The sequence below is a fragment of the Variovorax sp. OAS795 genome (assembly GCF_040546685.1).
Taxonomy (GTDB): Bacteria; Pseudomonadota; Gammaproteobacteria; order Burkholderiales; family Burkholderiaceae_C; genus Variovorax.
Genome location: NZ_JBEPOH010000002.1, coordinates 189,564 through 211,326, shown reverse-complemented (window position 1 = coordinate 211,326; position 21,763 = coordinate 189,564). Strand labels below are relative to the sequence as shown.

Genomic DNA, 21,763 nt, shown 5'->3' with positions numbered 1-21,763 from the left:
CGCCATGGACCAGCCCCGCCACGCGCCCGCCTCCCGCCTGAAGGACGGTCCCGGCCCGGGCTCGCGCGAAGCTGCCGCGCTCGACGCGACATGGCGCGATCCGCCGGGCGTCATGGGCTGGCTCTCGGCCGTCAACCACAAGGCGATTGCGCGCCGCTTCATCGTCACCACCTTCGGCTTCTTCGTGGCCGGCGGGCTGCTGGCCTTCGTCATGCGGCTGCAGCTTGCACGACCGGGTTCGACGCTGGTCGGCCCGGACCTCTACAACCAGCTGTTCACGATGCATGGCTCGACGATGATGTTTCTCTTCGCCGTGCCGGTGATGCAGGCCGTGACCATCTACCTGCTGCCCCTGATGCTGGGCACGCGCAGCGTCGCGTTTCCGCGCCTCAATGCCTTCGCCTACTGGATCTTCCTGTTCGGCGGGCTGATGCTCTACGTCGTGTTCTTCCTGGGTGCCGGGCCGGACGTGGGCTGGTTCTCCTACGTGCCGCTTGCGGGGCCCGATTTTTCGCCCGGCAAGCGCACCGACTTCTGGGCCCAGATGATCACCTTCACCGAGCTCTCGGCGCTGGTCGAGGCCATCGTGGTCATCACCACGGTGTTCAAGCTGCGCGCGCCGGGCATGACGCTCAACCGCATTCCGCTCTTCGCCTGGGCCATGCTGGTCACGGCCTTCATGATCCTGTTCGCGATGCCTTCGGTGATGCTGGCCAGCACCACGCTCATCACCGACCGGCTCGTGGGCACGCACTTCTACAACCCCGCCGAAGGCGGCGACGCGGTGCTCTGGCAGCACCTGTTCTGGTTCTTCGGCCACCCGGAGGTGTACCTGATCTTCCTGCCGGGCCTCGGGTTCATCTCGGCCATCATCCCGACCTTTGCGCGGCGGCCGATGTTCGGCTACACGGCGATGGTGCTGGCGCTGATCGCGACCGCATTCCTGGCGTTCGGGCTCTGGGTGCACCACATGTTCGCGGTCAACCTGCCCGAGCTCGGCAAGAGCTTCTTCACCGCGGCCAGCATGCTGATCGCGATTCCTTCGGCGGTGCAGATCTTCTGCTGGATCGCGACGCTCTGGAGCGGCAGGCTCGACTTCAAGACGCCGCTGCTCTTCGTGCTCGGCTTCTTCTTCATCCTGGTGCTGGGCGGCATGACCGGCATCATGCTGGCCTCGGTGCCGCTGGACCTGCAGGTGCACGACAGCTACTTCGTGGTGGCGCACCTGCACTACGTGCTGATCGGCGGCGCGGTGTTCCCGCTCTTCGGCGCTTTCTACTACTGGTACCCCAAGGTCACCGGCCGGCTCATGAGCGAGCGGCTTGGGCGCTGGAATTTCTGGCTCTTCTTCATCGGCTTCAACGTGGCCTTCTTCCCGATGCACCTGCTCGGCCTCAGGGGCATGCCGCGCCGGGTCTACACCTACCAGGCAGGGCTGGGATGGGACACGCTGAACCTGGTCGCAACCGTGGGCGCCGTGGTGATCGCCGTGTCGGTGCTGCTCTTCATGGTGAACGCCGTGCGCAGCCTGCGCCGGGGCGCGATGGCGGGCGCCAACCCCTGGGGCGCCGGCACGCTCGAATGGGCCACCGAGTCGCCGCCGCCGCCATGCAACTTCCACGCGATTCCGGTGGTGCACGGCCGCGAGCCGCTCTGGGAGGCGCCGCGTGCGGAAGCCCAGCGCAGCTCGCCGGCCTTCACGCATGTGGGCGGCCTTGCGGCGGACACGCGCGAGCTGCTCGCCACCACCGTGCTCGATGCGCGGCCCGACCTGCGCGTGAACTTTCCCGATCCGACGATCTGGCCCTTCGTCAGCGCGGTGGCCGTCACCGGGCTCTTCATCGGCTCCGTCTTCACGCCGTGGGCGGTGGTCTGGGGCAGCATCCCGATCGCGATCGCCCTCACCGCGTGGTTCTGGCCGCGGCGCTCCGAAACCGCGGTGCACCTGAGCCTGGAGCGCAAGCCATGACCGCGCGGCGCGAGCTCGACGTCTCCGGCCTGCCGAGCTATGCGTTCGGCCACCGCAGCCTGATGTGGTGGGGCACCTTCGGCCTCATCGCCATCGAGAGCACCCTGTTCGCGCTGGGCATCGGCGCCTACCTGTACCTGCGCAGCCAGTCGGACCAGTGGCCGCTTGGCGCCCCGCCGCCCGACCTGCTCTGGGGATCGGCCAACACGCTGATCCTGCTCGCGAGCCTCTGGCCGAACCACAAGGCCAAGCGCGCGGCCGAGGCCTGCGACCTCCGGCGCACCCGCGTGTGGCTTCTGGTGTGCCTGCTGTTCTCCGTCGTGTTCCTGGTGCTGCGGGGCTTCGAGTTTGCGGCGCTGAACACGCGCTGGGACAGCAACGCCTACGGCTCGGTGGTCTGGACGCTGCTCGGCCTGCACACGGTGCACCTGCTCACCGATACCTACGACACGGCCGTGCTCGACGTGCTGCTCTTCACCGGGCCGGTGGAAGGCCAGCGCTTTGCCGACGTGAGCGAGAACGCGATGTACTGGTACTTCGTCGTGTTCTCGTGGCTGCCGATCTATGCGGTGATCTATGGCGTGCCGCGCATCTGAAGGAGGCCGGCGATGACAACGCTCCGGGGCTCGATGACATGGCTGGCGCTGCTGGTGGTGCCCACCTTCGCCCTGCTCTACCAGACGCTGGCCTACGCCGCGGTGCCGCACGCCTGCGACTCCCAGACCACGCTGCTGGTGCATGCGATGAGCCTGGTGGCGCTGCTGGGCTGCCTGGCGCCCACGCTGCTCGCGGCGTACGAGTGGCACCGCCTGCATGCCGAGTCGCCGGCCAGCCCGACGCCCGACGACGATGCGGCATGGCCCGCGGTGCGCCAGCGATTTCTTGCGGCCGCGGCCACGGGCGTCGGCGCGCTGTTCACGCTGGTGGTCGCGTCGCAGTGGTTCGCCGCGTGGGTGCTGTCGCCCTGCTTTCAGTGAACGCGGGCCGGCGTGTTCAGGACGCGAGGCCCGCCCCAGCGCCATCGCCGACCAGCTGCCACAGCGACTCCGCCACGGGCGACATGTGGGCGGCCTGGCGGTACAGCCGGATGTCCACCGGCACGCGCCAGCCGCCCGCGCCGGCATCCACCAGCGCGCCGCTGCGCAGGTCGTCCGCCACCAGGCTCATGGGGAGCCACGCCAGGCCGCGCCCTTCGAGCGCAAGGGTGCGCAGCAGCACGGCATGGTGCGCGGTGAACACCACCGGCAGCGAGGGCGCGAAGTCCTTGCCCAGCTCGCTGTCCTGGATCGCCCGCATGATGCGCCCGAGGCCCGACGCCTCTCCGTAGGCCAGCACCGGCGGCGGCCGGCCTGCGCCCAGCGCATGCAGCGGCGCGCCCTGCGCATCGGGCGCCGCCACCGGCACCAGCAGGTCTTCGCTCAGGCGCACCATGGGGTACTGCGCCTCGTCGAGCCGGCCCGGCGCGCCGGCATGGCCGTGGCACAGCACGAACTGCACGCGGCGCTGCTGCATCAGGTCTTCGCAGGCCTGCGCGCTGTCCGAGATGGTCTGGATCGGCCCCAGGCTCAGCCGCGCCTCCACGCGGCCCAGCCAGCGCGGAAAGAAGGTCAGCGAGAGCACGTGCGTCGCGGCAAAGCTCAGGCTGGCGGCGGCCAGGTCGTGCGCCGCGCGCGCCTTGATGCGGGCGGCTTCCAGCGCGGCCAGCACCTCCTGCAGCAGCGGCTGGAGGCGCTTGCCCGCCGCGGTAAGCGCCGCCGGGTGCGCGCTGCGGTCGACCAGGTCGACACCCACCCATTCCTCCAGCGCGCGGATGTGCCGGCTGAACGCGGGCTGGGCGATGGAGCGCGCCAGCGCCGCGCGCGAGAAATTGCCGCTCTCGGCCAGGGCGAGGAAGTCTTCCAGCCATTCGAGATCGAGAGGTCGGTTGCCGGGGCCCATGGGCTGCGCGATCGGTTGAATAGTTGTATGCGATTCGAGTATTGGACGGTACCTGCCCCGGCGGCAAAGATGCGCTCATTCCTGCACCCCTGGACCACAACGGAGACACAGCATGCCTTCCATCGCGAATTATCGCGGGATCATCCCCGCCATTTCATGCCCCTTTACCGCCGACTACCGCATCGACGAGCCGGCGCTGCGCAAGCTCGCGTCCTGGCTAGCCGGCCACGACGGCGTGGTGGCGATCATGACCAACGGCCACACCGGCGAGGTGTTCTCGCTCACCCCGGCCGAACGCGCCGAGGTGACCCGCATCGTGGCCGACGAGCTGCGCGGCCGCATGCCGGTGATCTCGTCGATCGTCTGCGAGGGCCTGGCCGACGCCGCCGAGCATGCGCGGGCCGCCGCGGCCGCCGGCGCCGTCGCGCTCGACGTGATGCCGCCGCACCACTGGCTGCGCTTCGGCTTCACGCCGGGCCATGCGCTGCAATACTTCGAGGCCATCCACCGCGCCGCGCCGGAGCTCGACCTGGTCTGCCACGTGTACCCGGCCTGGACCCGCGCCTCCTACTCGTCGCAGCTGCTGGCCGAGCTGGCCCGGCTGCCCTACCTGCAGGCCTTCAAGGTTGGCCAGCGCGACATGAACAAATACGCCCGCGACATCCAGGCCATTCGCGAGGCCGATGCGTCCAAGGCGATCCTGACCTGCCACGACGAATACCTGCTGGCCTCGATGGTCCAGGGTGTCGATGGCGCGCTGGTCGGCTTCGCCACCTTCATTCCGCAGTTGATCATCGACCTGTGGAATGCGGTCAAGGCCGGCGACCTGAAGAAGGCCATGGCGGTGCAGGCCCTCATCACGCCGCTGAAGGACGCCGTCTACGGCGGCGGCGAACCCACGGGCGAGGCGCATGCGCGCATGAAGGGCGGCATGTACCTGGCCGGCGTGCTTGCCAACGCCACGGTGCGCCCGCCGACCGAAGCGCCCGATGCGCAAGAGATGGAAGCGCTGCGTGCCGCGGTCGCGCAGGCCGGCCTCTCGAAGCGCTGAGACACTCGCGCCGGGCCCCGTTCAAAGAAAACAAGGAGACAAGACATGCAACGCAACCATTTTGTGCGCGCCGCGCTCGCGGCCCTCGCACTGGCCTCGGCATCCGCAGGCTTTGCACAGGCGCAGCCCTGGCCCAGCCGGCCGGTGCGCGTGGTGATCCCGTTCCCGCCCGGCGGCACGCTCGACACGGTAGGCCGCCTGCTCGCGCAGAAGCTCGGCGACCAGACGGGCCAGCCTTTCATCGTGGAGAACCGGCCCGGCGGCAACGGCGTGATCGGCGCCGACGTGGTGTCGAAGGCACCGGCCGACGGCTACACGCTGCTGTTCAACGCCTCCACCTTCACCACGGCGCCGATGACGATGAAGTCGGTGCCCTACGAGGTGGTGCGGGACTTCACGCCGGTGGCGCTGGTCGCCAAGGCGCCGCTCTCGGTCGCCATCAACAAGAACCTGCCGATCACCGACGTCAAGTCGCTCATCGCCTATGCCAAGGCGAACCCCGGCAAGATGACCTTCGCGGTCGGCTCGATCGGCTCGGCGGGGCATCTGTCGACCGAGCTGCTCAAGCGCGCGGGCGGGCTCGACTACCTGATCGTGCCTTACAAGGGCACGGCGCCGGCGTTCCAGGACCTGATCGGCGGGCAGATCGACGGCTTCATCGACCCGATCCTCGGCTCGCTGCAGTACCACAAGAGCGGCATGCTGCGCGTGGTGGCCGTCACCTCGGCCGCGCGCGCCACCAGCCTGCCGAACGTGCCGACCGTGGGCGAGAGCATTCCGGGCTACGAGTTCTACAGCTGGTACGGCCTGTGGGGCCCGGCCAAGCTGCCGGCCGCGATCACGCAGCGGCTCAATGCCGAAGTGAACAAGGCGCTGGCCACCGACATGCGCGAGACGCTGAACGCGCAGGGGCTGCTGCTGACGCCCGGCAGCGTCGACGACTTCGTGAAGTTCCAGCAGGCCGACATGGAGCGCTCGAAGAAGATCATCGTCGAGGGCAACATCCGTGTCGAATGAAGCCGCCCCGCATGCCGTCGTGACGGGCAGCAGCGGCGGCATCGGCCGCGCCATCGCCGAGCACCTGCTGGAGGGCGGCTGGCGCGTCACCGGGCTCGACCTGGCAGCGCCGACGCTCTCGCATGCGAACTTCGCGCATGCCACGGTGGATCTGTCGAATGCCGAAGACATCGCGCGCAATGCTGCCGCCCTGCAGCACACCGACGCGCTGGTGCATGCCGCCGGCGTGCTGCGCGTGGGCCCGCTCGGCCAGCTCGACCATGCGGGCGGCGAACTGATGTGGCGCCTGCACGTGGACGCGGCCACGCGCCTGGCCGATGCGCTCGTGCCCGCCATGGCCGCGCGCGGCCGCGGCCGCGTGGTGTTCATCGGGAGCCGCGTGGCGCAGGGCCTGCCGGGCCGCGGGCAGTACGCCGCGACCAAGGCCGCGGTCATCGCGCTCGCGCGCAGCTGGGCCGCGGAAGTGGCCACTAGCGGCGTCACCGTCAACGTGGTGTCGCCCGGCGCCACGCAGACCGCGATGCTGCAGGACCCGGCCCGCGCCGGCAGCGCACCGCGCCTGCCGCCCATCGGCCGGCTCATCGAGCCGACGGAGATTGCGGCGCTCGTCGCCTTTTTGCTCTCCGCGCCGGCGGCGGCCATCACTGGGCAGGACATCGCCATCTGCGGCGGATCGTCGCTGCACCGCTGACGCTTTTAGTCCGATCAGGCGCTGACACCCATCAAAAACGGCGGTCGTAGGAGAAGGTCACTCCTGCCTTGCCAAGAACGGCAGCCTGGATGGCGTCCTTGGGTGTAAAGCGCCAACCGATGGCCGGGATGATCGCCGGAGAGAAGCCTCCGACGTTGAGTGGTACCTTGTCCTTGTAGCGCCCACGATAGCCGTAGATGATTCCGCCGGACAACTTGAAGTACAGCGACTCGGCGCCCATCAGGGCATCCCATTCATGGCCGTAGTACGCATAGGCCGAGAGTTGGCCAAATGAATTTCTGAAGAGTGCACCGCCCATGGTGGAGCCATTGGATTCGATGCGCTCCAGCCCGAGCAGAACAACATGACGGTGTTCTGAATCCTTGCGCCAGTGGTGCGTGAAGGGAGCCACTACCAACTCCCATGAGGCCTCCGTCCCTGGCTCGGTCGAAGTCGCGGCGTAAACGACCGGACTGAAGCATGCGCTTGTGGCAAGTACGGTGGCCGCAAGGCGGACATTGCTCTTCTTCATACTGTTTCCTGATTCATTTGGCGGCCCTGGTACACGTCGGCATGCTCCGGTCGCCTTGCGCTCCTGGAAGATTCAGATGCGGGTACAGAGTCAGCGTCTTTTTGCTGGACCTTGATGTGCGGGGCTAGCCTACTCCCTTGCTGCGCGTTGGGGACAGGCCTTCGACTCGCCGGAGGAAGTAGGAAACGCAATTCTTCACGATCCATCCCAACTAGCGGCCTGGTGCCAGGCGAGCATCGACACTACCGCGCAGCTTCGATGCGCACGACGACCATCTTGCCGTCCATCTTCCCTGCATCGAAACGCACCTTGTCCCCGGCCTGGAACCTGTCGAGCATGCCCTCGTCGCTGACCCCGAAGACCATGGTCATGCCAGGCATGTCGAGGCTCTTCAACGGGCCGTGCTTGATGGTGAGTTTCTTGTTGTCCTTGTCCACTTTGCGGATCTCGCCGTCAGCGAGATCGGAGGCTGCGGCCTGAGGCGTGGGAGGGGCGTCGGACGCGGACGTCTGCGAAGTGGCTGCGCCCGCAAAGGCCAATGCGGCCACGGCCGCCATGAATGAAATGCGAACGTTGGGTCATCGTGTGTGTTTGCTGAAAGTTGTAGCGTTTGCTCGGCGAGTTGCGGCGCATGCTTTTCTCAATGCATTCAGTGCCCCGCGTGCCCGCTGCCGGGCTTGCGGATCTGCACTTCGATGTTCCTGGCCGGCATGTTCCGGGCAGGCATGGTGGCGGCGCCGGCCTCGCGCTGGCGCGCAGCCTCGGGCGGCGGCCCATCGAGCTCGTGGGCCATGGTGCCCTTCGGGTGCCGGAACCAGCCGGGGTTCGAATAGTCCCCGGGCTTCTGGTGCTTGCGCACTTTCACCACGCTGAACATGCCGCCCATCTCGACCGAGCCGAACGGCCCTTCGCCGCTCATCATTCGCGCGGTGTTGTCAGGTATGGGCATCTCCATCTCGCCCATGTCGGCCATGCCGCGCTCGCCCATCACCATGTAGTCGGGCACCAGGTTCGTGATCTGCCTGACCATGTCCTTGTGGTCCAGGCCGATCAGCGTCGGCACGTCGTGGCCCATTGCGTTCATCGTGTGATGGCTCTTGTGGCAATGAAAGGCCCAGTCGCCCTCCTCGTCGGCGACGAACTCCAGCTGGCGCATCTGGCCCACCGCCACGTCGGTGGTCACCTCGGGGTGGCGCGTGCTCCGGGGCATGGGCCCGCCGTCGGTGCCGGTGACGACAAATTCATGCCCGTGCAGATGCATCGGGTGGTTCGTCATCGTGAGGTTGCCGATGCGGATGCGCACCTTGTCGTTCAGCCTCACGTTGAGCGAATCGATGCCGGGGAAGATGCGGCTGTTCCACGACCAGAGATTGAAGTCCAGCATGGTCATGATCCTGGGGGTGGCGCTTCCGGGCTCCACGTCGTAGGCGTTGAGCAGAAAGACGAAGTCGCGATCGACCTTGTCGATCAGCGGATGCGCGGCCTTGGGATGCGTGACCCAGAAGCCCATCATGCCCATGGCCATCTGCGTCATTTCGTCGGCATGCGGGTGGTACATGAAGGTGCCGGGCCGGCGCGCGACAAACTCGTAGACGAAAGTCTTGCCCGGCTTGATGGGCGCCTGCGTGAGGCCGGAGACGCCGTCCATTCCGTTGGGCAGGCGCTGGCCGTGCCAGTGCACGCTGGTGTGTTCGGGGAGCTTGTTGGTTACGAAGATCCGCACCCTGTCGCCTTCCACCACTTCGATGGTCGGGCCCGGCGACTGGCCGTTGTAGCCCCATAGGTTGGCCTTGAAGCCGGGGGCCATTTCGCGCACCACGGGCTCGGCGACCAGGTGGAACTCCTTCACGCCGTTGTTCATGCGCCAGGGCAGGGTCCAGCCGTTGAGCGTGACCACCGGGTCGTAGGGCCGCCCGACGGTTGGCTCGAGCGGCGGCATGGTGTCGGGCGTGGTCTGGATGGCGGGCTCGGGCAATGCGGCCATCGCCACCTTGCTCACGCTCGTGGCGGCCAGGGCGCCCGTGATGGCACCCGCGCCGCTGAGGAAATTGCGTCTGTTGGTCATGTCGTTTCGAATGTTTGTTGGGTGGGACTGCGGCGCACTCAGTGGGCCGCGCCGGCGGAGGCGCCCTCGCCTGCAGCGCTGGTTGCCAACGTACGCATGGACGTGGGCTTGCCGATGACCGAGGCCGCGAGCGCGGCATCGGCCAGCCAGAACTGCTGCTGGGCATTGATCGCGTTGCTCACGCTCGCGACCTGGTCGCGCGCCTCGGCCAGCAGCTCGAAGACGCCGATCAGCATGCCGTTGTAGCGAAGCAGGTTCTCGTCGGCCATGGCCTGGCGCAGCGGCACGATCTCGTCGCGGTAGTGCCGCGCGATGTCGTAGGCCGTGCGGTAGGCCGAGTAGCCTTCGCGCAGCTGCGACGAGGCACTGCGCACCGCGGCGTCGTAGCGGTTGGCCGCCGCGAGCGACTGCGCGTTCAGCGCGTCGCGCCGCGCCGAGCCCCAGTCGAACAGCGGCAGCCGGATGTCCAGTTCGTAGCCGCGGCGCGTGCCCTTCGTGCCTTCGGCGTTGTCCAACACCGTGTCGCGCCGGCCGCCCACCTCCACGTCGATGAAGGTCGACAGCAGGTTGAGGCCCTGCGACTTGCCCGCTGCGTCGAGCTGCGCGCGCGCAAGCTGCACGTCAAGGCGCTGCTCGGCCGCGGTGGCGGCCACTTCACTGGGCTCGCGCGGCGCCTTCGGCAGGTCGGGCAACCGGTCGGGCAATGCCAGTTGAGCGGCCTGCGCATCGTCCAGGCCCAGCGCACGCACCAGGTCCTCGCGCGCGGCCGTGGCAGCATGCTGGGCCGACGCAAGCTGCGTGGTCGCATCGGCGTAGAACACTTGCTGGCGTGCGCGCTGCAGCTTGCTGAAGTTGCCGATCTGCTGCATGCGGCGCGCGAGTTCGGCGCTGGCCTGGGCCGAGCGGTTGACCTGCCCCGCGTACTGCAGCATCTGCTGCGAGGCGACGGCGCGCACCCACGCGTGGCGCACCTGCGTGACCTGGTCGACCACGGCGCCGGTGAGCCGCAGCTGGGCCTCTTCAGACCGGCCGCGGGAGATGGACAGGCGCTGCGGCAGCAGAATGAGGTCGACGAGGCCGAAGGACAGCAGCCGCCCGATCTCCAGCTCGCTGCCGAGGCGCGCGCGCTCGAAGGTGAAGACCGGGTTGGGCATCCGCCCCACCTGGTCGGCGGCGGCCATCTCGCCCCAGCCCTGCGCCACCAGCGCCTGCACCGCAGGGCTGTTGGCGAGCGCGAGCTGCACCGCGTCGCCTTGCGAGAGCGGCCTGGACAGCAGCTCCTGCGCCAGTGCGGCACGGCGGTCGCGTTGCGCTTGCGTGCGGCTGAATTCGAGCTTGCCGCCGGTGAAGGCCTGCGCCTGGGTGTTGGTGCCGTGCAGGGCGTCGTCGATGCTCACCGAGGCGCAGCCGGCCAGGAAGGCGGCCGCGATGGCGACGGCCGAAAGGCGCAGCGCCCGCTTCATGGCTTTTCCTTTTGAGCCGGCATCGGCATCGCATGGCCCTGGTGCGGGTCGGGCGCATCTGACCTGCCCCTGGACGGTTCGGCCGCCGCGGGCGGGGCGGCCTCAGCAGCCTCCTTGGCATACGCCTGCCAGCCGCCGCGGCGGTAGACCGTGTCGTTGGCCTCCTTCCACGGAATCGGCTTGTCGTCGGTGAAAGGCCGGTAGCCCTCCAGCGCGGACTTGTAGTTCAGGACGGTGGGCGCGGGTTGCGCCGATGTGGCAATCGCCGCGAAAGCAGAAAGTGCGGCCAGCCAACCGGCCGGCGATGAATGGAACATGGCGTCCTCGCGAGTTCATGAACGAGTGCGTCAAGAAGCCGCCCGTGGGCAAGGCATGACGCAGGCGATGCATGCGCGCTGGCGCGCGGCCCGTGGCCCGGCCGCACGCAGGCGCACGAACACTTCAGGCGCGAGGAGGTTTGTCGAGAAGGCGCGGTACGACCGTGGCCACCGCGTCGGGGGGCGCGACCAGGTCGGCGCCAGGAAGGCCCTGGAACACGGCGAGTTCCAGCATGCTGATCAGCGCCGTGGCGTGGCACGCGGCGCACGCACTGCACTTGTGCATCGTGTCGGGCTCCGCATGGGCGGTTGGTGCGATGTCGGCGCTGCCCGGCGTGGGCGTCTTTGCATCGTGCGGGGCCGCTGCGTCGGGGTGGTGATGATCCGCATGCCCGTTCGCATGCGCCGCTGGTTGGGCAGCTTCGCCGCCTGCCCTCGCCGCCACCATCGCACCGCCATGCCCCGGTGCGCAAAACTCCATCGCCGTTGCCGCGAAGGCCTGGAAAGGCACGGCAAACATGACGATCCACAACACGAAAAGACGAACCTGGCGCATCGGCAGATTGTAGGCAACGCGGCGCGCCCGTCGATGCCGCAGGTGTATCCATGCGCCACGTCGAGCGTGCACCGCTCCGGTAGGAAACTGCCGACCCTTACAGGCGGCCGACGCCCGCGCCGGTTACGGCTCGTTGCGCCTCAGATTTCGGTTCCACAAGCAGCCAATGGAGGTGATCCCATGCATGCAAAAGCTCGTTTCCTCGGCCATTCCGTGCACCAGATGCTGGTGGTTTTTCCGCTGGGTCTGCTGGCCACGGCCGTGGTCTTCGACCTGATCTATCTGGCCGGCAGGAGCCAGGTCATGGCGGCCGTGTCGTACTGGATGATTGCGGCGGGCCTGGTCGGTGGCCTGCTGGCCGCGCCCTTCGGCACCATCGACTGGCTGAGCATTCCCGCAGGCACGCGCGCCAAGCGCATCGGCGCGATCCATGGCGCCGGCAACGTGGTGGTGATGCTTCTGTTTGCCCTGAGCTTTTTTCTGCGTGACACGGCTTACGCTCCGGAGCCACGCCAGATGGTCTGGGCCTTCCTGGGCGCTGCCATTGCGCTGGTCACGGCCTGGCTCGGCGGTGAGCTGGTGGACCGGCTCGCCGTCGGCGTCGACGAGGACGCCGGCCTGAACGCGTCCAGCTCGCTCAGCAAGCACCGGCACGCGGCAGCGGGCAAGCAGTAGCGCCAGCCCCGTTGCCAAACAAGATGCCGTCATCGGCACGACTGCGAAATTCTCTGCTGGTTCGCAGGACCAATTCGATCCGGTAAGACCCGGCGAGGCTCCTATGCTCGTAGCGGACAGACAGCTTCGTCTGTTGCCGCTGCGATGCCTTTTCCCTGCCTCACTGGAGCTTCTCTCGTATGTCCCTGCAAGATTTCAAGGTCCTCACTTTCGACGTGGTCGGTACGCTGATCGACTTCGAAGGCGGCATGCTCGCCTATCTGCGTTCGGCGGTGCCCGACGCGAACGTGAGCGACGACGACTTTCTGGCCGCCTACCGTGTCGCCCGCGCCGACGGCAACGCGGGCTGGTACCCCGACGACCTCGAGCGCTGCTGGCACGCCATCGCGCCCAAGCTCGGCCTGCCGGACAGCGACGCGCTCGCACAAGGCCTGCGCGATTCCGTCGCGCAGTGGCCGGCGTTCCCGGATTCGATCGATGCGTTGAAGCGGCTGAAGAAGCGCTTCAAGCTGGTCACCATGACCAACGCGCAGCACTGGGCGCTGGCCCATTTCGACAAGACGCTGGGCTCGCCCTTCGACATGCTGCTGAGCTGCGACGACGCGCTGTGCGAGAAGCCCGATGCGCGCTACTTCGCCTATGCGCGCGGGCGCTTCGAAGGCGCATGGGGCTACAAGCAGGCCGACAACCTGCACGTGGCGCAAAGCCAGTACCACGACATCGGCATCTCCAAACAGCTGGGCATCGCCACCTGCTGGATCGAGCGCCGCCATGCGCAGAAAGGATCGGGCGGCACCATCGAGTCCAAGCGCACAGAACCCGACTACCACTTCCACACGCTGGCCGAACTGGCCGACGCCGTCGACGCGGGCCGCTGACCATGAGCGGCATCACCGTGCTGAAGCAGTCCGCCACCATCGGCGGCCTGCAAGACCAGGGCACCCCCGCCCGTCCGCTGACCCTGCCGCCCTGCCGCCTGCGCGGCATCGACGTCGAGCTTGCGGGTGCCGGCGGCAACGGCAGCGGGATCTGGGAATGCGAACCCGGCCGCTTCGAGCGCCAGCTGCCCAACGCCGAGGTCATGCACATCCTTACAGGTGCCGGCACCTTCACACCGACAGGAGAAACGCCACTGAGCTTCCGCGCGGGGGATACGCTGTTCTTTCCGGCGAACACTACGGGCGAATGGCACGTTCTTGAGACCTTGCGGAAGGTGTTCGTCGTTATGGCGATGTAGCGTTTTCAAATAGCCGAACTCGAAACGAGTCCGCATCGGCGAGAGCGGGCTTTCAGCGGAGGGGCCGAATGGCCGAGAGGCGACAACAAGGAGCATCGCCCAAACCACCACCTCTCTGCCAGAAATGGCTCTCGCTCCGTCGCATCTGGCGCTGCCTAGACTCGAGCAGGAGCCATCGACAACTCGACAACTCGACACGTAGGGCGCAGCATCGGGCAGCAGCGTAACCAGATAGGGTTCGACGAACAGGTTGCCCGAGAGTGAATGCCCAAGGAGTTCGTATCGGTAGTCAGCGACCGCACCGACCCTGTCGACGACCATGCCCTGGCCAGCTCGGACATGGCAGAAGTCCGCACGGTGCGCCTGATCCCCGAAGAACCGAGACACTGGCACATGTAGGCCTTGTGCAATGCGGTCCAGCGTCTCCACCGAAGGCGAGCCCAAGCCGCGCTCGATGCGCGAGAGCATCGAAGCCGAAATTTGTGATGCCCGCAACAAGCCCCTGGCGGACACGCCGGCTGCCATCCTAAGGGCCTTGACCTGCGTCCCCACAAGGGCGGCGGAAGCACTACGCGCTATGGGTGCGGGTCGCCGCGGCTGGGTACGGGTCACCGTGGCCGGCAGCTGCAAGACGCGAGCAGTCGGTAGGGGTGAAGCAAGCTGTCGATGGACCATCTGAGATTGCGCAATTGAGAACCGCTTGTTGATTGCAACCGAAAATTGACCCGGCTAACGCACTAATTTCCGTCTAAGACTGATCCACGTAAAACTCTACCCTGCTCATTTTTAAGGCAGGGGATCCTAGGAGTGATAGACGTGGCGACATTGAGTGTCATCAGACGCTGGGCCCGCGCCGGCCGTCGTGCTGTTGCTAGAAAAGTGATCCGCCCCCAGAACCTGGACGGTGAACGCTTGATTGCATTGGCGCCAAAGGACACAGTCCGCCGCCAGGTTGACGACGTCCTGCGCGCAGCAGGCGTGCGCTCGGTGATCGTGGTGGAAACGCCGAATTCCGCGACTGTCTGCGCGCTCGCGATGGAAGGCATCGGGGTGGGCTTGGTCAACCCCTATGCGATCGACGGCTACGCTTTGCGCGGCGTCGTGTTCTGGCCGTTCTCGGCGACCGTGAACTTCAAAAGCCTGCTCATCTTTCGGCCCGGTGTGCCGAAGTCACGCCTTGTGCGTGACCTCGTTAGCGCATTGATCTCGGCGAGAAACGTCAAGGCGCGGGAGCATCCGTGAAAGCAACGGCAGTCACGGCATCGCACCCCGGACAACAGTGCCGTCGAAACGGTTCTCCCACTTTTGAGCCGCTCGCCACTCTCCGCCCGGCACGCATCAATGCGAGCTAGATGAGTGCCACGACATCGCGCAGGTGCGCCGCCGTCTGGGGCAACCCACGCTTTTCGAGTAAGGCAACCAACGCTGGCGCGTCGTACTGGGGCCGTGCCCAGCGCTCGCGCATGCGCTTGAGGGCCGCGAGCGCGGTCAGCTTCTCCAGCATCAACTGGTTGAGGACGAATTCGTCGGGGGTCTGCACCTCGATGCCGAACGGGTCCAGCACTTCCCTGGGAAAGTCCTTCTCGTTCCACGTCACGATCGCGTCCGCATGCCCGGTGATCGCAGCCGCCAGCACATGGCGGTCGTCCGGGTCCGGCAGCTTCAAGCCCTCGATCAAGTGTTCGTAGCCTGAGACCAGGCAGTCCGGAATTGCGTCCTCCATGGCTTGCGCGGCTGCGGCGATCTGGGCCCCCATGTCGGGCCGGTCCCGCAACAAGCTGCGCGTCCACTCGTCGCGGATGTGGACGGACCACTTCGCGCTATAGAGATCCGCGTCGGCCAGGCTGAGAAGCACATCGCGCAGCAACGCCGGATACAGGACGTTGGCGTCTAGCACTGCCGTGTACTGGGCGCTTCCCGCCACTCACAGCTCCTCGCCCATCTCCTGGGAGAGGTCGTTCAATCGTCTGAGGGCGCCGGCCGATCGCTGCTTCTGCTCGTCCTTGTAGCGCATGAGCTCTTCGAACTCGATGCGGCGGTGCCGGTTGATCAGCCGGCACTTCAGCCGACCAGCCTCGATCTCCTTGATCACGAAGGGACGCGACACATTCAAAAGTGCCGCAGCTTGCTGCGTCGTGAGCTCCAGCTTCTGAGGGACGAGCATCATGGGCTCGCGCTTGGCCATTTGGCGCAGAACGTCCGCAAAGAAGCGCAGGGCACGTGGAGGCAGGAGCAGCACCGGGGCCTCGCCCTTGCCGTCCCCCTCCACTTCGATGGTCACCTTGACGGCTTTCGCCTTGGAGTGGTCCAGAGCCGCAACCAGGCACGCCGTCGCTGCGCCGGCCATTTCCGCTTCCAATTCGCTGGCGGGGTCGAGTATCTGGGTCATTCTGGGTCCTTTGAATAGCCGGCGTTGCGCCGACGCCTCAAGCGAAATATACGCACCAAACGCAATATTCGCAACTGACGGGTGTCGGATGCAGAGGCAGTCCTGTCCTATGGCACCTGCTTCGAACGCGTCCGCCTAATTGCATGCGACAATTTAATTTTGTCGACAATATGTCGCGCCACACGCACTGCGCGCGCCTCCTAAGAGCACACCATGGAAAACGAGCCTGGAAAAACGCTGTCCCAGACTATCTCGGACCGTTTGGCCGAAGAAATCGTGCTGCGCCGTTTCCAGCCCGGCGAGCGCCTGGACGAACAGACGATCGCCACGCGTTTCGGTGTCTCGCGCAGCCCGGTGCGCGATGCGCTGCGCCAGCTGGCCTCGACCCGGTTGATCGAGCACCTGCCGCGCCGTGGCTTCTCGGTGGCGACGATGGCGCCTGCCGACCTCGACGGCCTCTTCGAAGCCTCCGGCGAACTGGAAGCCCTCTGCGCCAAGCTGTGCGCGCTGCGTGCCGCGCCGTCGGAACTCAAGCGCATCGAGTTCGTTCATCAGCAGGCCGGGCGCGCCGCCGCCGAGGGCGACGCAAAAGCGTACGCCGCGCTGAACGAGGAATTCCACGCGCTGATCTACGCCGGCGCCCGCAACAAGACGCTGCAAGACCTCGCACTGAGCCTGCGGCAGCGCCTCGCGCCCTTTCGCTCGCAAGGCTTCTTCACGACGGAGAACCGTCTGCAGCATTCCCATGTCGAGCATGAATCCCTCGTTGCCGCCCTGCTGGCGCACGACGGTGGGGCCGCCGCCGCTGCCATGCACGGCCATGCGGCCAACTCGGCGATGAACGTGCTGCAGCACCTCGACGGCAGCGCTTCCCGCACCCCGGCTTCCAGCGCCGCCGCCTGACGCGGCCGACGCGCTTCCTTCCCTTTCCCTCGTTCCATCTGCCCTCGGCCCGCCCTTGCGGCGCAGGCCGTGCACGCGCCTGCGCGCCAATTTCCGGCGTATTGCAAGAAAGCCTTGACGTCCGTGAACACCAAAACATAAACTTGCACACAATTCGCAGACACTGAATGCAAAATACATGTCGCGGATTCCAATCCACCTAACAAAGAGGAGTCAATCGAATGTCTTGGATCGCGCTCGCCACTTACCGCCGCGCCGGCGGGCTTGCCCCCGCCCTGGTGATCGACAACCAGCTGTACGACCTGGAGGCCGCGCGCAAGGCCGGCCTGCCACCGTTGCCAGACGCCTGGGTAACGCAAGGCATCGAGGCCATGCTGCGCGACTGGGCGAATGCCCAGCCCTGGCTGCGCGACGCCACGCCCATCGCCGGTGCGCTGGCGGCGTCGGGCGCCATCCGGCCGGTGGCCGATGGCGCCGCGGCCGTGGCCGCGCCCTTCGTTCCGAGCCGCATCTTTTGCGCTGCTTCGAACTTCGCCTCGCACGCCAACGAAATGGGCACCGTGCTGGCGGCCAAGTCGCAGAGCAAGCCGTACATGTTCCTGAAACTCTCGAACACGGTGATCGGCAACGGCGAGACGATCCAGATGCCGCCCGAGACCAGCAAGCTCGACTGGGAAGTCGAACTCGCCGCCGTGATCGGCAAGCGCTGCCGCCGCGTGTCGGTCGAAGACGCGCTCGACGCCGTGGCCTGCTACACGATCGTCAACGACATCTCGGCGCGCGACCTCAACATCCGCACCGACTACCCGTTCAAGCACGACTGGTTCCAGGGCAAGTGCCACGACACCTTCGCGCCCATCGGCCCGTGGCTGGTGCCGGCCTGGCAGATCCCCGACCCGCAGGCCGTCCAGATGCGCCTGGACGTGAACGACGGGCCCATGCAGGAGGACAGCACCGCCAACATGATCTGGACGGTGCGCGAGCAGATCGCCTACCTGTCGACCATCGTCACGCTGGAACCCGGCGACGTGATCGCCACCGGCACGCCGACCGGCGTGGGCATGGGTCGGGGTATCTACCTGAAGCCAGGCGACCGGCTGGTGGCGAGCATCGAGGGCATCGGGCGGCTTGCCAATCACGTGCAGGCAGAGCGCGTCTGAGCGCCGGCACGGCGGGGCCACGGCCCCGTCCTTTCGCATCACTACAAGGTATGGAGACAACGACATGCAACCCACCCGCAGAGGATTCGCCGCGATCGCGCGTGCACTGACCGGCCTCGCCTGCAGCGCGCTGCTGGCCGGCACGGCCCCCGCGTTTGCCCAGGAGAAGGTCACCTACAACATGGCGTGGCTGCCGCAGGGCAGCTCGGTGGGCGTGATCGTCGCGCAGGCGCAGGGCTTCTTCCGCGAGCTGGGCCTGGACACCGCCATCGTGCGCGGCTACGGCGGCAACCGCACCGCCAATGAGCTCGACCAAGGGCAGTTCGAGTTCGGCTACGTCGACCCGATCAGCCTCGTGCTCAACCGCGCCAACGGCGGCAAGATCCGCATGATCGGCGCCATCAACACACGCTGGCCCGCCGGCATCTGCTTCGACACCAAGCGCCACCAACCCAAGACGCCGGCCGACATGAAGGGCTTGCGCCTGGGCGGCGGCTCGGCCTCGCCGGTGCACAACGTCGTGCCCGCCTGGCTGGAACTGAACCGGCAGCCCAAGGACAGCATCCGCCTGCTGCGCATGGACCCCGCCGTGGTCGACGCCTCGCTGATCGAAGGCAAGGTCGACCTGGCCGAATGCTGGCGCGGGAGCAACCGCGCCGTGACCCAGAAGCAGGCCAACGCCGCAGGCGTGACGCTCGGCTGGATCGAGTACAGCGACTTCGGCCTGGACGCGTACGGCAGCGGCTTCGCCGCGAGCGAAGACCTGATCAGGAAGCGCCCCGAGGTGGCGAAGAAATTCCTGCGCGCGTCGTACCGCGGCTTCGAGTTCGCCATGGCCAATCCCGAGCAGGCAGCCGACCTGATGGTGAAGATGTTTCCCACGACCGACCGCGCCGTGGCGCTGGCGCAGATCAAGGACATGAACGACCTGCTGGTCGATCCTGCGGCCAAGGCCAAGGGGCTGGGCCACCTGCGCGAAGACCGCATGCGGGCCACCGTGCAGTTCGTCGACAAGGCCTTCGGCCTGGGCGGCAAGGTGAAGCCGCAAGACGCGTACAGCAACGACCTGCTCGCACCATGAGCCCGGGAGCAACGCCGATGGTTCAACGCCCCCGCCCCCAACGCCTCGGGCACGTCGTGCTCAACGTGCGCGACCTCGAGGCTTCCGTGCGCTTCTACACCGAGATCGTCGGGCTGGAGGTGTCCGACTACATCGAAGACCAGATGGCCTTCCTGCGTTGCGGGAACGACCACCACGATCTGGCGCTGGCGCAGATTGCGCCCGGCGATCCGCAGCACGGGGCCACCTACACGCCGGGGCGGCCCGGGCTGGAGCACTTCGCCTACCAACTCGGCTCGCTGGCCGAGATCGAGGACGCCGCGCGCCATCTGCAGGCGCGAGGCATCGACATCGTGCGCGGCATCGGCAAGCACGGGCCCGGCGAGAACCTGTTCCTCGTGTTCAAGGACCCCGACGGCAACTACTGCGAGTTCTACGCGGAGATGGTTCAGATCACGCCCGCGCAACCCTACACGCCCCGCGTCTGGAAGAACGACCTCGCGGCCTTCGACCAGTGGCACTTCGACCGCTTCGTCGTGCCGCCGCCCGAGTGGGGGCCGCGCACGGCACTGGACAAAGGCGGCGAGAGCGAAGACAGCGACGAGCCGAAGCGCTGAGCGCCCGTCACGCGACGAGACACGACTCACAAGAAAGATTGGAGACAAGACACATGCATCCTGCCCCTTCCTCGCGCGCCGAATCGTGGCGCCGCTTCACCGACCCTGCCCTGCTGTTCCTCGCGCTGGGCTTGCTGTGGGAAAAATCGGTCGACGTATTCGGCATCAAGCGCTACCTGCTGCCGCCGCTGTCCCAGGTGCTCGACAGCCTATGGACCAACCGCATGACGCTGCTCGTGCAGTCGTGGTTCACGACGCAGGAGGTGCTGGCCGGCTTCGCGCTGGCGGCCGTTGGCGGCGTGCTGCTCGGGCTCGCGATCCACGCCATCCCGGTGGTGCGGCGGTCGCTGTACCCGCTCATCGTGGTGTTCCAGGGCCTGCCCAAGATCGCGCTGGCGCCACTCATGGTGATCTGGTTCGGCTACGGCGACACCTCGAAGGTGCTGATGGCCTTTCTCTTCGCTTTCTTCCCGGTCGTGATCGCCACCATGGGCGGACTGGCGGGCACGCCCGCGCACCTGGTCGAGCACTTTCGCGCCATCCGCGCCTCGTCCTGGACCACGTTCCGTCGCCTCTACGTGCCCTCGGCCCTGCCGTCGATCATGGACGGCCTGCGCTCGGCCATGCCGCTGGCCGTGATCGGGGCGATCGTGGGGGAGTTCGTCGGCTCCGAGCGCGGGCTCGGCCACCTCATCCTCGAAGCCAACGCCAACGCGCGCACCGACTACCTGTTTGCCGCGCTGGTGGTGATCTCGGTGGTCGCCGGCCTGCTGTACCTGCTGGTCGAGCTGGCCGCCAAGCGCATCTGGTGGCGCGGGCTCTGAGCCTTCGTTCCTCTTTTCTCTTTCGCCGTTTCAAAGATTTCAACTCAGGAGACATCCACATGGCCAAACTGCGTCACATCGCCCTCGCCGTTCCCGATCCCCAGAAGGCGGCCAAGTTCTACAGCGAGGTCTTCGACCTCACCATCGTGGAGCCCACGCACTCGCCCATTGCCGACGGCGTGTACCTGACCGACGGCACCATCTGCCTAGCGCTGCTGAACTACAAGACCGACGAGGCCGCCGGCCTCGAAAAGGGCAAGGACTGGATCGGCACGCACCACTTCGGCTTCTGGGTGGACGACCTGGACGCACAGCGCAAGGCCATCGAAGACCACGGCGGCACCTTCTTCATGGACCTGCCGCACGACAAGAAGAGCCTGTACTACGAAATGAAGTTCCGCGACCTCGACGGCGTGGTCTTCGACATCTCCCAAGGCGGCTGGGTGGGGGCCTGCAAGTGAAGCCTGGGAGCGTGGCCACCGGCGAGCCGCTGGTGCGCGCCCCCGGTGCCACCGACACCGCGATCGGTGTCAGCCGCGTTGCGAAGACCTTCGACGCGCGCCACAGCGTGCGCGCGCTGGAGCAGGTCGACTTCACGGTGCAACGCGGCGAGTTCGTCTCGATCCTGGGTCCGAGCGGCTGCGGCAAGAGCACCTTGTTGCGCATCGTGGCCGGGCTGATTCAGCCCGACTCGGGTGGCGAGGTGCGCGTGCTCGACCACCTGCAGACGCGGATGTCCGACGACGTGGGCGTGGTGTTCCAGACCCACAACATGCTGCCGTGGGAGACCGTGGAAGCGAACATCCGCCTCGCGGCCGAGGTGCGCAAGCTGCCCAGGAAGGACATCGACGAACGCGTGGAAGCGCTGCTGCCGATCCTCAAGCTGGAGAAGTTCCGCCGCAACTATCCGCACGAACTCTCGGGCGGCATGCGCCAGCGCGCCGCACTCGGGCAGATCCTCGTGATGCGGCCTCAGGTGCTGCTGCTCGACGAGCCCTTCGGGGCGCTGGACGCGCTCACGCGGGACCAGCTCAATGTCGAGCTGCTGCGCCTGTGGCAGGAGATGCGCCAGACGGTGATCCTCATCACCCACAGCATCCCGGAAGCCGTTTTTCTCTCGGACCGCGTGCTCGTGATGTCCGAGCGACCGGGCCGCATCGTCGAGGACATCCGCATCGACCTGCCCCGCCCGCGCGACCCGCGCACCACCAAGGAAGCGGCCGCCTTCGGCCACTACGTGGTGCAGCTGGGCCACCTCATGGGCGTCGACTGACGCCGCTCCTCGACCCACCGTTCTTC

The 21,763-nt window shown here is 67.0% G+C and carries 26 protein-coding genes and 1 pseudogene; 17 read left to right on the top strand and 10 right to left on the bottom strand.

The window, feature by feature from the left end; all coding sequences use genetic code 11:
• Window positions 1-4 precede the first annotated feature (4 nt).
• Genes ctaD through ABID97_RS26450 form a run of 3 tightly spaced genes read left to right on the top strand, consistent with a single transcriptional unit; the run spans window position 5 to window position 2,946 of the window.
• Window positions 5-1,969: a cytochrome c oxidase subunit I gene (gene ctaD / locus ABID97_RS26460; RefSeq protein WP_354402180.1), complete on the top strand. Its 1,965-nt coding sequence runs from the start codon at window positions 5-7 to the stop codon at window positions 1,967-1,969.
• Entirely contained in the window at window positions 1,966-2,565 is a 600-nt protein-coding gene (locus tag ABID97_RS26455; RefSeq protein ID WP_354402179.1) for a cytochrome c oxidase subunit 3, read from the top strand. Before ctaD ends, ABID97_RS26455 begins: the two co-directional genes overlap by 4 nt.
• A gap of 12 nt (window positions 2,566-2,577) precedes the next feature.
• Window positions 2,578-2,946: a hypothetical protein gene (locus ABID97_RS26450; protein ID WP_354402177.1), complete on the top strand. Its 369-nt coding sequence runs from the start codon at window positions 2,578-2,580 to the stop codon at window positions 2,944-2,946.
• A 16-nt stretch (window positions 2,947-2,962) separates the two neighbouring features.
• On the opposite strand, the gene ABID97_RS26445 is transcribed toward ABID97_RS26450, so the two are convergent.
• A complete protein-coding gene (locus ABID97_RS26445; RefSeq protein ID WP_354402176.1) occupies window positions 2,963-3,907 on the bottom strand; it encodes a LysR family transcriptional regulator in 945 nt (314 codons plus the stop codon).
• Between the two features lie 112 nt (window positions 3,908-4,019).
• On the opposite strand from ABID97_RS26445, the gene ABID97_RS26440 reads away from it, so the two are divergent.
• Genes ABID97_RS26440 through ABID97_RS26430 form a run of 3 tightly spaced genes read left to right on the top strand, consistent with a single transcriptional unit; the run spans window position 4,020 to window position 6,666 of the window.
• Window positions 4,020-4,958 carry a dihydrodipicolinate synthase family protein gene (locus tag ABID97_RS26440; RefSeq protein ID WP_354402175.1) on the top strand — a complete coding sequence of 313 codons (939 nt, stop codon included), beginning with the start codon at window positions 4,020-4,022 and terminating at the stop codon, window positions 4,956-4,958.
• Between the two features lie 45 nt (window positions 4,959-5,003).
• A complete protein-coding gene (locus tag ABID97_RS26435; protein ID WP_354402173.1) occupies window positions 5,004-5,975 on the top strand; it encodes a Bug family tripartite tricarboxylate transporter substrate binding protein in 972 nt (323 codons plus the stop codon).
• Window positions 5,965-6,666 carry an SDR family NAD(P)-dependent oxidoreductase gene (locus tag ABID97_RS26430; protein WP_354402172.1) on the top strand — a complete coding sequence of 234 codons (702 nt, stop codon included), beginning with the start codon at window positions 5,965-5,967 and terminating at the stop codon, window positions 6,664-6,666. The genes ABID97_RS26435 and ABID97_RS26430 overlap by 11 nt, the downstream gene beginning before the upstream one ends.
• 31 nt (window positions 6,667-6,697) lie before the next feature.
• Here ABID97_RS26430 and ABID97_RS26425 read toward each other — a convergent pair whose 3' ends face one another.
• The 6 genes from ABID97_RS26425 to ABID97_RS26400 all read right to left on the bottom strand — a co-directional run bounded on the left by ABID97_RS26425 (window position 6,698) and on the right by ABID97_RS26400 (window position 11,599).
• A complete protein-coding gene (locus ABID97_RS26425) occupies window positions 6,698-7,198 on the bottom strand; it encodes an ABC transporter ATP-binding protein (protein WP_354402171.1) in 501 nt (166 codons plus the stop codon).
• A 242-nt stretch (window positions 7,199-7,440) separates the two neighbouring features.
• Complete coding sequence (locus tag ABID97_RS26420) at window positions 7,441-7,755, bottom strand: copper-binding protein (protein WP_354402169.1); 315 nt, start codon at window positions 7,753-7,755, stop codon at window positions 7,441-7,443.
• Window positions 7,756-7,847: 92 nt separating this feature from the next.
• Window positions 7,848-9,263 carry a multicopper oxidase family protein gene (locus tag ABID97_RS26415; RefSeq protein WP_354402167.1) on the bottom strand — a complete coding sequence of 472 codons (1,416 nt, stop codon included), beginning with the start codon at window positions 9,261-9,263 and terminating at the stop codon, window positions 7,848-7,850.
• A 38-nt stretch (window positions 9,264-9,301) separates the two neighbouring features.
• The gene (locus ABID97_RS26410; RefSeq protein ID WP_354402165.1) at window positions 9,302-10,726 is read right to left on the bottom strand and encodes a TolC family protein; all 1,425 of its coding nucleotides are present in this window, start codon (window positions 10,724-10,726) and stop codon (window positions 9,302-9,304) included.
• The gene (locus ABID97_RS26405; protein WP_354402163.1) at window positions 10,723-11,043 is read right to left on the bottom strand and encodes a hypothetical protein; all 321 of its coding nucleotides are present in this window, start codon (window positions 11,041-11,043) and stop codon (window positions 10,723-10,725) included. The genes ABID97_RS26410 and ABID97_RS26405 overlap by 4 nt, the downstream gene beginning before the upstream one ends.
• A gap of 124 nt (window positions 11,044-11,167) precedes the next feature.
• Window positions 11,168-11,599 (bottom strand): hypothetical protein, encoded by a 432-nt coding sequence (locus tag ABID97_RS26400; RefSeq protein WP_354402161.1) that lies wholly within the window; start codon window positions 11,597-11,599, stop codon window positions 11,168-11,170.
• Window positions 11,600-11,779: 180 nt separating this feature from the next.
• Here ABID97_RS26400 and ABID97_RS26395 point away from each other — a divergent pair, with 180 nt between their 5' ends.
• The 3 genes from ABID97_RS26395 (at window position 11,780) to ABID97_RS26385 (ending at window position 13,511) form a co-directional block, all read left to right on the top strand.
• Complete coding sequence (locus ABID97_RS26395; RefSeq protein ID WP_354402159.1) at window positions 11,780-12,274, top strand: DUF2231 domain-containing protein; 495 nt, start codon at window positions 11,780-11,782, stop codon at window positions 12,272-12,274.
• 179 nt (window positions 12,275-12,453) lie between these two features.
• Window positions 12,454-13,152 carry an HAD-IA family hydrolase gene (locus ABID97_RS26390; protein WP_354402157.1) on the top strand — a complete coding sequence of 233 codons (699 nt, stop codon included), beginning with the start codon at window positions 12,454-12,456 and terminating at the stop codon, window positions 13,150-13,152.
• A gap of 2 nt (window positions 13,153-13,154) precedes the next feature.
• Window positions 13,155-13,511 carry a cupin domain-containing protein gene (locus ABID97_RS26385; protein ID WP_354402155.1) on the top strand — a complete coding sequence of 119 codons (357 nt, stop codon included), beginning with the start codon at window positions 13,155-13,157 and terminating at the stop codon, window positions 13,509-13,511.
• Window positions 13,512-13,703: 192 nt separating this feature from the next.
• On the opposite strand, the pseudogene ABID97_RS26380 reads toward ABID97_RS26385, so the two are convergent.
• A pseudogene (locus ABID97_RS26380) lies at window positions 13,704-14,141 on the bottom strand (helix-turn-helix domain-containing protein); the annotation flags it as partial.
• A 186-nt stretch (window positions 14,142-14,327) separates the two neighbouring features.
• Here ABID97_RS26380 and ABID97_RS26375 point away from each other — a divergent pair.
• Complete coding sequence (locus tag ABID97_RS26375) at window positions 14,328-14,753, top strand: LysR substrate-binding domain-containing protein (RefSeq protein ID WP_354402153.1); 426 nt, start codon at window positions 14,328-14,330, stop codon at window positions 14,751-14,753.
• A gap of 106 nt (window positions 14,754-14,859) precedes the next feature.
• Here ABID97_RS26375 and ABID97_RS26370 read toward each other — a convergent pair whose 3' ends face one another.
• Entirely contained in the window at window positions 14,860-15,408 is a 549-nt protein-coding gene (locus ABID97_RS26370; protein ID WP_354402151.1) for a VapC50 family PIN domain-containing toxin, read from the bottom strand.
• A gap of 27 nt (window positions 15,409-15,435) precedes the next feature.
• Entirely contained in the window at window positions 15,436-15,900 is a 465-nt protein-coding gene (locus tag ABID97_RS26365; RefSeq protein ID WP_354402149.1) for a helix-turn-helix domain-containing protein, read from the bottom strand.
• A gap of 213 nt (window positions 15,901-16,113) precedes the next feature.
• Here ABID97_RS26365 and ABID97_RS26360 point away from each other — a divergent pair, with 213 nt between their 5' ends.
• The 7 genes from ABID97_RS26360 to ABID97_RS26330 all read left to right on the top strand — a co-directional run bounded on the left by ABID97_RS26360 (window position 16,114) and on the right by ABID97_RS26330 (window position 21,737).
• On the top strand, window positions 16,114-16,803 hold the full coding sequence (locus ABID97_RS26360; RefSeq protein WP_354402147.1) for a GntR family transcriptional regulator: 690 nt from the start codon (window positions 16,114-16,116) through the stop codon (window positions 16,801-16,803).
• 221 nt (window positions 16,804-17,024) lie between these two features.
• Window positions 17,025-17,963, top strand: a complete 939-nt coding sequence (locus ABID97_RS26355) for a fumarylacetoacetate hydrolase family protein (protein WP_354402145.1) — start codon at window positions 17,025-17,027, stop codon at window positions 17,961-17,963.
• 64 nt (window positions 17,964-18,027) lie between these two features.
• Entirely contained in the window at window positions 18,028-19,044 is a 1,017-nt protein-coding gene (locus ABID97_RS26350; RefSeq protein ID WP_354402143.1) for an ABC transporter substrate-binding protein, read from the top strand.
• 17 nt (window positions 19,045-19,061) lie between these two features.
• Window positions 19,062-19,640 (top strand): VOC family protein, encoded by a 579-nt coding sequence (locus ABID97_RS26345; RefSeq protein ID WP_354402141.1) that lies wholly within the window; start codon window positions 19,062-19,064, stop codon window positions 19,638-19,640.
• Window positions 19,641-19,693: 53 nt separating this feature from the next.
• On the top strand, window positions 19,694-20,464 hold the full coding sequence (locus ABID97_RS26340; RefSeq protein WP_354402139.1) for an ABC transporter permease: 771 nt from the start codon (window positions 19,694-19,696) through the stop codon (window positions 20,462-20,464).
• A 59-nt stretch (window positions 20,465-20,523) separates the two neighbouring features.
• Complete coding sequence (locus ABID97_RS26335; protein WP_354402137.1) at window positions 20,524-20,925, top strand: VOC family protein; 402 nt, start codon at window positions 20,524-20,526, stop codon at window positions 20,923-20,925.
• On the top strand, window positions 20,922-21,737 hold the full coding sequence (locus ABID97_RS26330; RefSeq protein WP_354402135.1) for an ABC transporter ATP-binding protein: 816 nt from the start codon (window positions 20,922-20,924) through the stop codon (window positions 21,735-21,737). The genes ABID97_RS26335 and ABID97_RS26330 overlap by 4 nt, the downstream gene beginning before the upstream one ends.
• Window positions 21,738-21,763: the final 26 nt, after the last annotated feature.

Coding starts and splice junctions, on each gene's coding strand:
- ABID97_RS26340 (WP_354402139.1), top strand. CDS start 19,694: ATGCATCCTGCCCCTTCCTCGCGCGCCGAATCGTGGCGCCGCTTCACC.
- ABID97_RS26345 (WP_354402141.1), top strand. CDS start 19,062: ATGGTTCAACGCCCCCGCCCCCAACGCCTCGGGCACGTCGTGCTCAAC.
- ABID97_RS26350 (WP_354402143.1), top strand. CDS start 18,028: ATGCAACCCACCCGCAGAGGATTCGCCGCGATCGCGCGTGCACTGACC.
- ctaD (WP_354402180.1), top strand. CDS start 5: ATGGACCAGCCCCGCCACGCGCCCGCCTCCCGCCTGAAGGACGGTCCC.
- ABID97_RS26390 (WP_354402157.1), top strand. CDS start 12,454: ATGTCCCTGCAAGATTTCAAGGTCCTCACTTTCGACGTGGTCGGTACG.
- ABID97_RS26425 (WP_354402171.1), bottom strand. CDS start 7,198: ATGAAGAAGAGCAATGTCCGCCTTGCGGCCACCGTACTTGCCACAAGC.
- ABID97_RS26410 (WP_354402165.1), bottom strand. CDS start 10,726: ATGAAGCGGGCGCTGCGCCTTTCGGCCGTCGCCATCGCGGCCGCCTTC.
- ABID97_RS26445 (WP_354402176.1), bottom strand. CDS start 3,907: ATGGGCCCCGGCAACCGACCTCTCGATCTCGAATGGCTGGAAGACTTC.
- ABID97_RS26440 (WP_354402175.1), top strand. CDS start 4,020: ATGCCTTCCATCGCGAATTATCGCGGGATCATCCCCGCCATTTCATGC.
- ABID97_RS26455 (WP_354402179.1), top strand. CDS start 1,966: ATGACCGCGCGGCGCGAGCTCGACGTCTCCGGCCTGCCGAGCTATGCG.
- ABID97_RS26385 (WP_354402155.1), top strand. CDS start 13,155: ATGAGCGGCATCACCGTGCTGAAGCAGTCCGCCACCATCGGCGGCCTG.
- ABID97_RS26335 (WP_354402137.1), top strand. CDS start 20,524: ATGGCCAAACTGCGTCACATCGCCCTCGCCGTTCCCGATCCCCAGAAG.
- ABID97_RS26360 (WP_354402147.1), top strand. CDS start 16,114: ATGGAAAACGAGCCTGGAAAAACGCTGTCCCAGACTATCTCGGACCGT.
- ABID97_RS26400 (WP_354402161.1), bottom strand. CDS start 11,599: ATGCGCCAGGTTCGTCTTTTCGTGTTGTGGATCGTCATGTTTGCCGTG.
- ABID97_RS26435 (WP_354402173.1), top strand. CDS start 5,004: ATGCAACGCAACCATTTTGTGCGCGCCGCGCTCGCGGCCCTCGCACTG.
- ABID97_RS26405 (WP_354402163.1), bottom strand. CDS start 11,043: ATGTTCCATTCATCGCCGGCCGGTTGGCTGGCCGCACTTTCTGCTTTC.
- ABID97_RS26395 (WP_354402159.1), top strand. CDS start 11,780: ATGCATGCAAAAGCTCGTTTCCTCGGCCATTCCGTGCACCAGATGCTG.
- ABID97_RS26415 (WP_354402167.1), bottom strand. CDS start 9,263: ATGACCAACAGACGCAATTTCCTCAGCGGCGCGGGTGCCATCACGGGC.
- ABID97_RS26365 (WP_354402149.1), bottom strand. CDS start 15,900: ATGACCCAGATACTCGACCCCGCCAGCGAATTGGAAGCGGAAATGGCC.
- ABID97_RS26355 (WP_354402145.1), top strand. CDS start 17,025: ATGTCTTGGATCGCGCTCGCCACTTACCGCCGCGCCGGCGGGCTTGCC.
- ABID97_RS26420 (WP_354402169.1), bottom strand. CDS start 7,755: ATGGCGGCCGTGGCCGCATTGGCCTTTGCGGGCGCAGCCACTTCGCAG.
- ABID97_RS26450 (WP_354402177.1), top strand. CDS start 2,578: ATGACAACGCTCCGGGGCTCGATGACATGGCTGGCGCTGCTGGTGGTG.